At 66.3% G+C, this 12,737-nt stretch carries 8 protein-coding genes; 6 read left to right on the top strand and 2 right to left on the bottom strand.

Features of this window, described 5'->3' with window-relative positions:
- The first annotated feature begins 193 nt into the window (after nt 1-193).
- Both UAJ10_RS27435 and UAJ10_RS27430 read left to right on the top strand, forming a co-directional pair.
- The gene (locus UAJ10_RS27435; RefSeq protein WP_322918544.1) at nt 194-3,133 is read left to right on the top strand and encodes a TonB-dependent receptor domain-containing protein; all 2,940 of its coding nucleotides are present in this window, start codon (nt 194-196) and stop codon (nt 3,131-3,133) included.
- A gap of 250 nt (nt 3,134-3,383) precedes the next feature.
- Complete coding sequence (locus UAJ10_RS27430; protein ID WP_322918543.1) at nt 3,384-4,799, top strand: amino acid permease; 1,416 nt, start codon at nt 3,384-3,386, stop codon at nt 4,797-4,799.
- Nucleotides 4,800-4,863: 64 nt separating this feature from the next.
- Here the strand turns inward: UAJ10_RS27430 and UAJ10_RS27425 are convergent, their stop codons facing one another.
- Nucleotides 4,864-6,627, bottom strand: a complete 1,764-nt coding sequence (locus UAJ10_RS27425) for an alpha-amylase family protein (protein ID WP_322918542.1) — start codon at nt 6,625-6,627, stop codon at nt 4,864-4,866.
- A gap of 127 nt (nt 6,628-6,754) precedes the next feature.
- Here UAJ10_RS27425 and UAJ10_RS27420 point away from each other — a divergent pair, with 127 nt between their 5' ends.
- The 4 genes from UAJ10_RS27420 (at nt 6,755) to UAJ10_RS27405 (ending at nt 12,067) form a co-directional block, all read left to right on the top strand.
- Nucleotides 6,755-8,347 carry an alpha-N-arabinofuranosidase gene (locus tag UAJ10_RS27420; RefSeq protein ID WP_322918541.1) on the top strand — a complete coding sequence of 531 codons (1,593 nt, stop codon included), beginning with the start codon at nt 6,755-6,757 and terminating at the stop codon, nt 8,345-8,347.
- Nucleotides 8,344-9,885 carry a glycoside hydrolase family 27 protein gene (locus UAJ10_RS27415; RefSeq protein ID WP_322918540.1) on the top strand — a complete coding sequence of 514 codons (1,542 nt, stop codon included), beginning with the start codon at nt 8,344-8,346 and terminating at the stop codon, nt 9,883-9,885. Before UAJ10_RS27420 ends, UAJ10_RS27415 begins: the two co-directional genes overlap by 4 nt.
- A 96-nt stretch (nt 9,886-9,981) precedes the next feature.
- Complete coding sequence (locus UAJ10_RS27410; protein WP_322918539.1) at nt 9,982-10,623, top strand: GntR family transcriptional regulator; 642 nt, start codon at nt 9,982-9,984, stop codon at nt 10,621-10,623.
- 133 nt (nt 10,624-10,756) lie between these two features.
- Nucleotides 10,757-12,067, top strand: coding sequence for a hypothetical protein (locus tag UAJ10_RS27405; protein WP_322918538.1), 1,311 nt, complete (start codon nt 10,757-10,759; stop codon nt 12,065-12,067).
- On the opposite strand, the gene UAJ10_RS27400 is transcribed toward UAJ10_RS27405, so the two are convergent.
- Complete coding sequence (locus tag UAJ10_RS27400) at nt 11,995-12,630, bottom strand: glutathione S-transferase family protein (protein ID WP_322918537.1); 636 nt, start codon at nt 12,628-12,630, stop codon at nt 11,995-11,997. The two genes, UAJ10_RS27405 and UAJ10_RS27400, sit on opposite strands and share 73 nt — an antisense overlap.
- Between the last annotated feature and the right edge of the window lie 107 nt (nt 12,631-12,737).

The following is a 12,737-nucleotide window of genomic DNA, read 5'->3' as shown; positions in this document are numbered from 1 at the left end:
TTTTGGCGTTCCTGTGTCGCGACACGACTTAACTATTTGACACAGCGCAAAGTTTGGCCGGCGCTGATGCGTCGGCGACACACTTTCGAATAAATCATACGATATACGATATAAGATATTTGACAGGTCTGTGGCATTTGCGGGACGGTTGTCCGGCGCGCACTAACGGGGGTGCGCGGTCTGGGAGATAAGAATGCGAAAGATTCATGCGAAGTCCGCCCCCGGGTCGGTGCTCCGCTCGGGCCGCGCGTCGGCCCTGGCGGCGGGGGCCGCCATGGTGGCATTGATGACGGGCGGCCAGGCGCTGGCCCAGTCCGTCGACGATCTGCAGGAAATCGTCATCACCGGTTCGCGCATCAAGCAGGCGAACCTGACGACGGCCAGCCCCCTGACCACCGTGGGGTCGCAGGACCTGCAGTATCAGGGCACGACCAATATGGTGGACGCCCTGAACCGCCTGCCGCAGGTGACGGCGGACGCCAATGACAACGTGTCCAACGGTGCCGACGGCACGTCGCGCGTCAACCTGCGCAACCTGGGTTCCAACCGTAACCTGGTGCTGATCGACGGCCAGCGCATGCTGCCGCCGGAAACCTCCGACATCAACTTCATCCCCACCGCGATGGTGGACCGGGTGGACGTGGTCTCGGGTGGCGCCTCGGCGGTGTACGGCTCCGACGCCGTGTCGGGTGTCGTGAACTTCATCCTGCGCAAGAACCTGGACGGCGTGCGCGCCGATGTGCAGTACAGCATCGCGCAGCACGACAACGGCAACACCGCCCTGCGGTCCCTCAGCCAGGCCAAGAACTTCACCACCGCGCCCAGTGAGGTGTGGGATGGCATCAAGAAGGACGTCAGCGTCGCCGCCGGCACCAACTTCGACGGCAAGAAGGGCAATGTCACCCTGTTCGCCGGCTATCACTATTCCATGCCGGTGACGCAGGATAAGCGCGACTATTCCAACTGCGACCTGAACCTGAAGGACGCCAACACCTTCATCTGCGGCGGTTCCAGCAACAACGCCTACGGCCTGTTCTATCCGCTGAGCGGCCCCAACGCGAACACCACCCTGGTGAACGCCAAGGACGGCAGCAAGACCTGGGTGCCGTACAACAGCAGCTTCGCCTACAACTACACGCCCACCAACTATATCCAGCGCACCGACAAGCGCGAGACCGCCGGTCTGGCCGCCCACTATGAATTTGCCAAGGAAATCGAAGTCTACGGCAACTTCATGTACATGAACGACCACAGCTTCTCGCAGGCGGCGCCGTCCGCCCTGTTCCAGGGCACGACGTTCAACATCAACTGCAACAACCCGCTGATGTCGTCGTCCCAAGCGTCCACGCTGTGCGGCGCCGACGCCGGCACGAACGCCGACGCGCAGACCTTCATCGGCTACCGCCTGACCGGCCCCGGCAGCCAGCCGCGCCGCGACGACCTGCGCCACATCGACTACCGCTTCACCGGCGGCTTCCGTGGGGAGGTCTGGGACGGTTGGAGCTACGACGCCAACTTCCTGTGGTCCAAGGCCATCCTGAACGAGACCTATATGAACAACGTCGACAACACCAAGGCGCAGCGCGCCCTGGAGGTTGTCAACGTGAACGGCGTGCCCACCTGCAAGTCGGTGATCGACGGTACCGACCCGACCTGCGTGCCCATCAACGTCTTCCAGTACAACGGCATCAGCCAGGCCGGTTACACCTACCTCTATTCGCCCAGCCACACCCACGGCGCCCAGACGGAAAAGGTGGGCAGCCTGTCCATCAACGGCGATCTGGAGCAGTACGGGATCAAGAGCCCGTGGGCCAAGAAGGGGGCGGCCATCGCGCTGGGTTATGAACACCGCGAGGAAACGCTGCTGTTCGAGGCGGACCAGGTGGCCCAGGCCAACGGCACCCTGCCGTCGCACGGCAGCCTGAGCGTGGACGAAGGCTACGGCGAACTGCAGTTCCCCATCATCCAGGACAAGCCCCTGGTCGAGGAGCTGCTGTTCAACACCGGCTACCGCTACTCCAAATACGACTACCTGGACGGCGGCGTCAGCACCTACAAGTTCGAGTTGCAGTACGCCCCGGTCAGCGACGTCCGCTTCCGCGGCAGCTACAACCGCGCCGTCCGCGCCGCCAGCATTTCCGAACTGTTCGCACCGACCACGCTGGGCAACGTCGCGGCGGTGGATCCCTGCTCCGGCTCCAGCCCGACGGCCTCGGCGGCCCAATGCGCCCTGACCGGCGTCACATCCGCCCAGTACGGCCACATCGCCGACTGCCCCTCGGCCGTCTGCGTCACACAGGGTGGCGGCAACAGCGCGTTGAAGCCGGAGACGGCGGACACCTTCACCGCCGGTGTGGTGCTGACCCCGACCTTCATTCCCAACTTCTCCGCCACGCTGGACTATTACACCATCAAGGTTGACGGCTACATCTCGGCGCTGGACGCGCAGACGGTCATCAACCAGTGCGTGCAGACCGGCAACCCCTACTTCTGCGGCCTGTTCCACCGCGCCAAGGGCTCGGGCGTGCTGTTCGGCACCGATGGCTACATCATCGCCGGCAACCAGAACACCGGGCACCTGCAGACCTCGGGCGTGGACATTGACGTGTCCTACAAGCTGGCCTTGGAAGACGTCGTCAACCGCAACTGGGGCGACCTGGACTTCAACCTGACGGGCAGCGTGCTGCTGACCCGTGAGACCCAGCCGCTGCCCAGCCTGGGCACCTATGACTGCACCGGCCTGTTCGGCCCGACCTGCGGCCAGCCCAACCCGCGGTGGCGCCACCAGTTGCGCACCACCTGGTCCAGCCCCTGGGTCCCGGCCACGGTGTCCGTGAACTGGCGCTTCATCGGCCCGACGTCGCTGTCCAGCAACACCAGCAACGACTTCCTGGCCTCCGACTTTGTCGGCATCAACGCCAAGCTGCCGTCGTACAGCTACTTCGACCTGGCGATGACCTACAAGATGACCGACTACCTGTCGCTGCGCGCGGGTGTGAACAACATCCTCGACCGCGACCCGCCGGCCATCGCGTCCAGCCTGCTCAGCAGCTTCGGCAACGGCAACACCTACCCCGGTGTCTACGACCCGCTGGGCCGCACCATCTTCGTCGGTGCGACGGTGGAGTTCTAAGGCCTGGGCCTGGAACGGAGATATCCCCCGCCCGGGTGATCCCGGGCGGGGTTTTTTGTTGGAAAGCGGGCCTTCCGCGCCACAAAATGTCGTTTGAAACGGCCAGGGCGGTTAAGGTGTTGACGCCCGCGCTGATCGGTGTCCAAACAGCTTTCGGCCGACAGGCGTCGCCCCAGGGCAAGGGGGCGGGGCCCCTAATGGGAAAGGTCGGCGGCGGGGGCTAAAACACGTTCTAGATGGGGACTGCTTTATGACGTTCTGGACGCGCCGTAAGGCGTTGGACGCTTTGGCGCACGTGGACCAAAGCCGGCAGTTGCGCAAGACCTTGAGCTGGCCGCACCTGGTGGCCCTGGGCATCGGCGGCATCATCGGCACGGGCATCTACACCCTGACCGGCATCGGTGCGGAGCGCGCCGGCCCCGCCGTCATCCTGGCCTTCGCCGCCTGCGGCATCCTCTGCGCCTTCGCGGCCCTGACCTACGCCGAAATGGCCACCATGATGCCGGCCGCCGGCAGCGCCTACACCTACACCTATTCGGTGCTGGGTGAGGGGCTGGCCTGGATCGTGGGCTGGTCCCTGGTGCTGGAGTACGCCGTCACCTGCAGCGCCGTGGCCGTGGGCTGGTCCGGCTACATGGTCGGTCTGCTGGAAAGCATGGGCATTCATTTGCCCAAGGAACTCATCGCCGGGCCTTACGCCGGCGGTCTGATCAACCTGCCGGCCGTCATCATCACCGTGCTGGTCACGGCCCTGCTGGCCAAGGGCGCCAAGGAAAGCGCCACGGTCAACATCGCCCTGGTCGCCATCAAGATCATCGCCCTGGCGGTGTTCGTCGGCCTGACGGTGTTCAGCCTGGTGCCGGAGAACTTCACCCCCTTCATGCCCTACGGCTTCGTCTCGCACATGGATGACGCCGGCCACGTGCGCGGCGTGATGGCGGCGGCGGCCATCGTCTTCTTCGCCTTCTTCGGCTTCGACGCCGTGTCGACCTCGGCGGAAGAGGTGAAGAACCCGGGCCGCGATCTGACCATCGGCATCCTGGGTTCCATGGTCATCTCCACCATCATCTATATGGTCGTGGCCGCCTGCGCCGTGGGCGCCTGGCCCTTCGCCGAGTTCGCCGCCAGTGGCGAGCCGCTGGCCTTCATCCTGCGCAGTCTGAATCACCCCGGCGCCGCCTGGGCCATCGGGGCCGCCGCCATCGTGGCCCTGCCCAGCGTCATCCTGGTGATGATGTTCGGCCAGACCCGCGTGTTCTTCGTCATGTCGCGTGATGGCCTGCTGCCGCGCACCCTCAGCGACCTGGGGCCCGACCGCCGCTCGCCCGTCAAGGTGACCCTGCTGGTCGGCCTGTTCGTGGCCCTGTTCGGCGGCTTCCTGCCGCTGGCCACCATTGCGGAGCTGTCGAACGCCGGCACGCTGGCGGCCTTCATTTCCGTCTCGGTCTGCGTCATGGTCCTGCGCGTGACCAAGCCGGACTTCCCCCGCCTGTTCCGCTGCCCCGCCGTGTGGGTGGTGGCCCCGCTGGCGGTCATCGGCTGCCTCTACTTCCTGTACTCCCTGCCGGGCACCACGCTGCGCAACTTCGCCATCTGGCATGTGATCGGCCTGGTGATCTACCTGGCCTACAGCCGCCGGACCAGCCTGCTGAACAAGGCGGGCTAAGGGTCCCGAGGTTTTGTGAGGGAAGGCCGCCAGCCGATCGGGGCTGGCGGCCTTTCACTTTTCTCTACTTCCGTCGCGCCTCGCCCCAGGCCTTGGCCTGTTTGATGTAGTCCGCCATGGCGGCGCGTTCCTTGTCGAAGGTGTCGTCCACCACGGTGATGGTGGGGATGGCGCGCTGGTGGGGCGGGATCTCCGGCTTGTAGGTGCCGAAGCCCGCCTCATGCACGCCGGTGCTGCCCCGGCCGGGGGCCGGGCGGCTCAGGTGCTGGTAGCTGCGCACGTGGCCGTCATAGGCGGCGGGGGCCAGGGCGTAGCGCGTCACGTGGCTCATGGGGATGAAGGCCATCTGCGCGTCGTACAGCATCTCCCCCACCGGCGGGATGCCGGGGTGGCGCTGGGCCAGATCCTGCACCAGCAGGCGCGTGCCCTCATGCATGTCGGCCTTGGTGTTGTTGATGGCCGCCCCGGCGATGTCCAGGAAATAGCCGTCCACGCCGAACTGCGTGATGGTGGCGGAGATGCGCGCGCCCAGCCAACGCCGCCAGGATTCGACACCCAGGTTCATGAAGGGCATCCAGCCCTCGCCGGAGCGGTCGTTGTCCCAATCCACCCAGTTGAGGTCGAAGGAATCGCCGTCCACGCGCTCCGTCGTGGCGTCGGCGAACAGCTTGAACTCCTCCCACACCGTGTTGGCGCTGTTGGTGCCGAACATGGGGACGATGCGGAAGCCCAGCTTCTGCGCTTGGGCGACCAGGCGCTTGAACCCCTCCGCTCCGCCCATGCGCGGATCGGGCTGATACAGGGGGTAGTTCCAGTAATAGCGCCCGTCCCAGGCCGGGAGGAACACCATGACGCGCTTTGGGTCGATCCGCGTGGCGGCCCAGCGCAGGATCTCCAGGATGCGGGCGTAGTCGTTGAAGATATAGCCGGTCCAATGCGCGCCGTGGATGCTCAGCACCAGATCGACCTCCCGCATCCACGCCGGCATGTCGGGCCGGGTGGCCAGCGGCGGGATGCCGTAGGTCTTTTCCACATGGGCGAAGTGCGGGGCAGCGGCGGTCGCGTAATCCGCCGCCGGGCCCACCCGCCACGGCGGCGTCGCCAGGCTGGTGGCCTTGGCCCAGCCCTCGCCCTCATGGATCAGCTCGATGCGATAGCCATCCGGCCCCGGCTGGAAGAAGAAGCGGCAGGTGCGCACCGCCGTCTGCCGCGCCGACAGGGCGAAGTGACGGCCATCGGCGGCCTTCAGCACGGCCAGGGGTGTCGCCACCCCATGGAAGAAGTTGGGGTATTCGAAGACCTTCTCATCATCCTTCAAATCGGTGAAATCCTGGCCGGAGACGGAGATTTCACCGCGCGGCAGGCCGCGCACCACGGTGGTGACGGACTTCACCGGGTGCGGCGCCTCGGCCTTGGCGGTCCATTGCACCGTGCCGTCCGCCTCCACCATGAACTCGGCCACCAGCCTGCCCGGCGCCTTCTCCTGGCCGCCGGCCCACAGCAGGCCGTCGCAGGTCAGGATGGTGCGGTTGCCGTCGCGCGCCACGCGCGTCACCGTGGGGTCGATGGCGTAGGCGTTCTCATACGTCTGCACCCGGAATCCCATCAGCAGCGGGCCCACCTGCACCGACGCCTCGGGGAAGTCGAAGCTGAACTGCAGCACCGCCTCGCCCTTGGCCGGGGTGTAGACGCCGCTGCGTGAGGTCAGCAGCCGCAGCTCGGGGCTGGGCGGGGCGGACGCCGCCGCCGCCGGGGCGGTGGCGGCCAGCGCCGCGGCGGTGCCGGCGCCGCTGGCCAGGAAGGCGCGGCGGGTTACTGAAGGGGGCACGGGTGACGTCTCCTGTTCCTGCTTGTTCTTTTCCGGCGGTGGCCGGCCCGCGAATGGTTTACAACCTCGCCGTCGCCGGATAGTACTATTATACGACTTAAAAACACCACAGGGAGTGCCTCCAGGAATGATCCGTGCTCTTCGCCCCACTGCTGGCCCCATTGCCGCCGCCGTTCTGCTGGCGGGCACCGCCCTGGGCGCCACGATGGCCTTCGCCGCGCCCTCGGCCACGGTGACCGTCCAGGCCGACCATCCCGGCCCGGTCATCGCCAAGGAGATCTACGGCCAGTTCGCGGAGCATCTGGGCACGCAGATCTACGGCGGCATCTGGGTGGGGCCGGACAGCCCCATCCCCAACATCCGCGGCTATCGCAAGGACGTGGTGGAGGCGCTGAAGAACCTGCATGTGCCGGTGGTGCGCTGGCCCGGTGGCTGCTTCGCCGATGAATACCACTGGCGCGACGGCATCGGCCCCAAGGACCGCCGCCCCGTCATCGTGAACACCAACTGGGGCGGGGTGGAGGAGAACAACGCCTTCGGCACCCATGAATTCATGGACTTCTCGGAACTGATCGGCGCCGGCACCTACGTCAACGGCAACCTGGGCAGCGGCAGCGTGCGCGAGATGGCCGACTGGGTCGCCTACATGACGGCCGACAACCACGGCACCCTGGTGCAGGAGCGGCGGGCCAACGGCCGGGACAAGCCCTGGACCCTGAATTGGTTCGCCGTCGGCAACGAGGTCTGGGGCTGCGGCGGCAACATGCGGGCCGACTACTACGCCGACCTGCTGCGCCAGACCCGCGTCTTCCTGAAGCCGGGCGCCGGCCAGCCGACGAAGTTCATCGCCGTGGGCCCCAGCGATGACGACACCGCCTGGACCGAAACCATCATGGCGCGGGCGGCCAAGGAAATCGACGCGCTGTCCATGCATTATTACGACGTGGCCTCGTTCAACATGGTGCCGAAGGGCACCTGGAAGGTGAAGGGCTCCGCCACCGAGTTCGGTGAGGCGGAATGGTTCGCCAGCGTCTTCGGCGCCTACCAGATCGGCACCTTCATCAGCCACCACAGCGCCATCATGGACAAGTACGACCCGGAGAAGCGGGTCGCCCTGGTGGTGGATGAATGGGGCACCTGGCACGACCCCACCCCCGGCAGCAACCCCGGCTTCCTGCAGCAGCAGAACACCCTGCGCGACGCGGTGGTGGCGGCGATCAGCCTGAACATCTTCCATGCCCATGCCGACCGCGTGCGCATGGCCAACATCGCCCAGATGGTGAACGTGCTGCAGGCCATGATCCTGACGGACGGGCCGCGCATGGTGCTGACCCCCACCTACCATGTCTTCGACATGTACAAGGGCTTCCAGGGCGCCACCAGCCTGCCGCTGGCGGTGACCGGGCCGGACTACAGCCAGGGCGGCCGCGCCGTCCCCGCCGTCAGCGCCTCGGCCGGCCGCGGCACGGACGGCGTCACCCGCCTGGCCCTGACCAACGTCGACCCGAACAAGGCGGCGCCCGTGCAGGTGAAGCTGGCCGGCCTGAAGGCGGGCAAGGTCACCGGCCGCATCCTGACCGCCCCGGCCATGAACAGCGACAACACCTTCGACCATCCGCAGACGGTGGTGCCGGCGGCCTTCAGCGACGCCAAGCTGTCGGGCGACACCGTCAGCGTGACCCTGCCGGCCAAGTCCGTGGTCGTTCTGGAACTGCAATGAACAAGCTTTTCCGTCGTGTCCTAGCCGGCGTTCTTCTCGCCGGCCCGGTCACGGGGGCGATGGCGGCCGACCTGACGGGCGACTGGGTTTTCCAGGCCGCCCCGTCCTTCCCCCGCTTCACCAAGATGGCCATCCGCCACGACGCGGATGGCTTGCGGGGCACCATCACGTCCGAATGGTATGGCGACCTGCCCATGCTGGACCTGAAGGTGGTGGGGGAGGGCCCGGCGGGGGACAGGTTGGTCTTCCACATCGACAACGGCAACCCCAAGTTGAAGCCCCTGGACCTGACCCTGACGCCGGACGGGCCGGAGGGGAACCAGGGCGTGAGGCTGACCGGCCAGGTCTGGTACGAGAAGCAGGACGCCACCGCCCACCGCGCCACGGCGGCCGAGATGGCGGCCCTGGCCTTCTCGACCTACCCGCTGCCAGCACCGGCCCATGTGCCCAGCAACGGCCTGGCGCGCACCCCGCCCATGGGGTGGAGCAGCTGGAACAAGTTCGCCGAGGCCATCGACGACAAGACGGTGCGGGAAATCGCCGACGCCCTGGTGCGCAGCGGCCTGCGCGACGCCGGCTATGTCTACGTCAACATCGACGACGGCTGGCAGGGCGAACGGGGGCCGGACGGCGTGCTGCGTCCCAACGCCAAGTTCCCGGACATGAAGGCCCTGGCCGATTATGTCCACGCGCGCGGGCTGAAGCTGGGCATCTACAGCTCCCCCGGTCCCAAGACCTGCGCCGGCTACGCCGGCAGCTACGGCCATGTCGAGCAGGACGCCCGCACCTGGGCGGAATGGGGCGTCGACTACCTGAAGTACGACCTCTGCTCGGGCGAGGGCTTCTACCACACCGCCGAGACGGTGCAGGCGGTGTACCAGCAGATGGGCACGGCCTTGGTTGCCGCGGGGGCCGCCACCGGCCGCCCTATCGTCTACAGCCTGTGCGAATACGGCCGTTTCGATGTCGGCGCCTGGGGCCGCGACGTGGGCGGCAACCTGTGGCGCACCACGGGGGATATCGAGGATACCTACGCCAGCATGTCGGCCATCGGCTTCGACAAGAACGGCGTGCCCCGCCACACCGGCCCCGGCGGCTGGAACGACCCCGACATGCTGGAGGTCGGCAACGGCGGCATGAGCGTAGAGGAATACCGCACCCACATCAGCCTGTGGGCCATGATGGCGGCCCCTTTGCTGATGGGCAACGACGCCCGGTCCATGACCCGGGACACCCTGGCCCTGCTGGGCAATGCCGAGGTCATCGCCATAGACCAGGACCCGCTGGGCCGCCAGGGCCTGCCGGTGCGCAAGCGGGACGGGGCGGAGGTGTGGACGCGGCCCCTGGCCGACGGCTCGGTCGCCGTGGGCCTGTTCAACCGCACGGACAAGCCGGTGACCCTCGCCGCCGACTGGCCCGCCCTGGGCCTGGGCGACCACCCGAACGTGCGGGACTTGTGGGCCCACCGCAGCGTGGCGCCGGGTGCGGTCCATACCGTTCCGGCGCACGGCGTGGTGCTGCTGCGTGCCACCCGGTAGGTGGTAGCGCTAACAGAGCCAGCGGATTTTCATCCGGGAAATGGTATGATGGGGCACGGCAGTCCGCCGCGCCCCTCTCCCGACTGAATCCGCCGCATGAGCATCATCGTTCGCAGCCTGCCCGACCAGGCCTATGAAATCGTGCGGGAGCACATCCTGCTGGGCACCATGGCGCCGGGCGCGGCGGTGCAGCAGGCGGCGGTGGCCAGTCAGCTGGGCATCAGCAAGATCCCCCTACGCGAGGCTTTGGGCCGGCTGGAACAGGACGGTCTGGTCACCTCCTTTCCCAACCGGGGCTATGTCGTGAACACCCTGACGGCGGAAGAGGCGACGGAGGTGTTCGCCCTGCGCCTGAAGCTGGAACCTGGGGCGACGGCGGACGGCGCCCGGCGCGCCAGCCCCGCCGACCGCGACCGCGCGCGGGCCGAGCTGCTGGCGCTGGAGCGGGAACAGGGCACCGCCGGCACAGGCCACGTCACCCACAACCGCGCCTTCCACATGGCGCTGATCCGCCCGGCGGGTGGCATCACCAGCCAGCTGATGGAACGCCTGCACATCCTGTCGGAACGCTATGTCCGCGTGCACCTGGAACCCCAGGGCCGCGACGACAGGGCGCGGGATGAGCACCGCGCCCTGTTCGACGCCTGGATCGCCGGCGACGCCCCGGCCGTGGAAACGCTGACCGCCCGGCACATCCAGGGCACGCTGGCGGATTTGCAGCGCGAGCTGGCGGGTTAGGGAACATAACCCAGTATGGAATCCTGTGTAGAAGGGGCGGCGGGTATAGAAATGCTCTCCCGATTCCTGTCCTGGCCTAGACGTGCGCAATCTGAATCGTGATAAAGCGATGGCCAGATGGGGGAAGAGCGACTTGAAACGGGAACAGTTTGAGCAGCTGGGCCAGGAAGTGGCTGCTGCGATCGCCGTACAAATGCGGGAACGCGGACTGCTGTTGGCGGACTTTCCACGCTTGACCGATGATGGCGGTTCCCGACGGGCAGAGGCGGTTCTAGCTGGACGCGGCAAGGGCTCCGTCAATTTACCAGCCGTGCTCAAGCGATTTGTCCGGCGTGACTTCCCCGACTTCAACACCTATGAGCGGGACGGGGACGCGCATCGCTTTGAAAAGCGGATGTCGCCAGACTTCCGGTTTGTATTGATATTTGAGCGGCGTCATTTCGGCGGTCTAGGCAAAGCATTCACCGTGCATTTGAGCTGCGGCCACACGACACCAGAGGGGCGGACCCTGAGGTGGCGCCATTCACTGCTCTCGTTCTTTGAACGCAGCCTCATGCACTGGATTTACGGTCATGAGGATGAACTGGAAGCTTGCCTGCAAGAGGTGGCGATGTTGCTTCGCCTGACGTTGCCGGCTTATGAGGCATTGTGGTTGCCTTTGCATCAGACGGGCCGGAGCGCTCTGCTGGAGGAATTGCCCAGTTACGGGCCACTCAGCTTCCATGAGGCTGCGGATCTGGCCAGTCGAGCGCTGGCGCCTGTCTATCCCCAACTTACCCGCCTTACGATGGCCACTATCAGCACTGTCACCACGCCTGGTGCTTATGCGCCTTCGTCAATGGAAAGCGCTAAGGCTGCGGCGGCGACTGGTCGATTGGCGCCGGGGCTGACCTGGTTGATCCATTTCGAAGATCTCCCTTCCCGGCGTGCCGTATGGGTCGGTGTTCCTTACCGCGGCACGTTGGCGTTCATGGTTTCCAATACTGTAACCGCAACCAGGAACGGCCTTACGGAACATCTAACGGCTGCGCCGGATGCTGCGGAGAATCTCGGCCTGCCCGCCGTCGTCTCGACATGCAACGTCGTGCCGGACAAAGCGGCACTCTGGCGAACCTACCTGGACAGCACAATTATCGGAGCTCGGGCGATGGCGGCAGGGGGGAGGATTTTCTTCGCCAATGCCCGGATGCCCAGGTTCTTCTCAATCTATACGCCGATATTCGCGAGCCGGACACCCAGACGGAAGCATGGAACGTTCACTACATACAGTTCATGCCGGATCGGCGGGATTTGTCGTTTTTCGTTTCCGCCCGTACGGGCCAGATCAGAAGTTGAACGCGCGGCGGGTGTGACCCCGCCGCGCGTTCCGGATCAGGCCGCCGCCGCCGCCGCAGGTGCGGCCGCCTTCACCCAGGCGGGCTGCTCCCGCATGTGGTCCAGGTAGCGGTTGATGTTGGGGAAGGGCGTCCAGTCGAAGGGGGTGACCCCGCGATAGCCCTCCAGGCAGACCAGGCCGTAATCGGCCAGGGTGACGCTGTCGCCGACCAGATAGGTCCGGCCGGCCAAGTGGCTTTCCAGCACGGGGGCGAAGCGGGCCAGGTCCCTTTGGAAGAAGGAGATGACCTCCGCCGCCGGTTCACCCAGGCCGTTGCGGGGCTTGATGATGCTTTCGAAGATCAGCGTACCCCAGGCCTTGTTGAAGTGCGCCTGCTCCCAGAACTGCCAGCGGGCGATGTCGGCGCGCACTGCCGCGTCGTCCGGAAACAGGGGGGAGCCGCCGGCCTTGGCCACCAGGTATTGGTTGATGGCGCAGGACTCCCAGAGCGTCAGGCCGCCATCCACCAGCACCGGCACCATGCCGTTGGGGTTGAGGGCCAGGAAGCCGGGCTGCCGCGTTTCCTGTTTCAGGAAGTCCAGGGTGCGGACCTCCACCGCCAGGCCCAGATGGTGGATGACGGCCAGGACCTTGCGGGCGCTGGGGGAACCGGGAAGGGTGTAGAGTTCCATGATGCGTATGCTCCGTGGGTTTGGGGAACACCGCTAAGACGCCGGCGCGGCCCGAAAGGATTCGACATCGCGCCCGGAAATATTTTTCACACCCCCTGTAACCTTCC

It is taken from the genome of Nitrospirillum guaranorum, from assembly GCF_034653275.1.
Classification (GTDB): domain Bacteria; phylum Pseudomonadota; class Alphaproteobacteria; order Azospirillales; family Azospirillaceae; genus Nitrospirillum.
Note: the sequence above shows the minus strand (reverse complement) of the source record. Positions and strands in the feature narration are given on the sequence as shown.

What these genes read in the sequence shown, in the direction of transcription:
- UAJ10_RS27435 (WP_322918544.1), top strand. Translation starts at nt 194, where the DNA reads ATGCGAAAGATTCATGCGAAGTCCGCCCCCGGGTCGGTGCTCCGCTCG.
- UAJ10_RS27430 (WP_322918543.1), top strand. Translation starts at nt 3,384, where the DNA reads ATGACGTTCTGGACGCGCCGTAAGGCGTTGGACGCTTTGGCGCACGTG.
- UAJ10_RS27420 (WP_322918541.1), top strand. Translation starts at nt 6,755, where the DNA reads ATGATCCGTGCTCTTCGCCCCACTGCTGGCCCCATTGCCGCCGCCGTT.
- UAJ10_RS27415 (WP_322918540.1), top strand. Translation starts at nt 8,344, where the DNA reads ATGAACAAGCTTTTCCGTCGTGTCCTAGCCGGCGTTCTTCTCGCCGGC.
- UAJ10_RS27410 (WP_322918539.1), top strand. Translation starts at nt 9,982, where the DNA reads ATGAGCATCATCGTTCGCAGCCTGCCCGACCAGGCCTATGAAATCGTG.
- UAJ10_RS27400 (WP_322918537.1), bottom strand. Translation starts at nt 12,630, where the DNA reads ATGGAACTCTACACCCTTCCCGGTTCCCCCAGCGCCCGCAAGGTCCTG.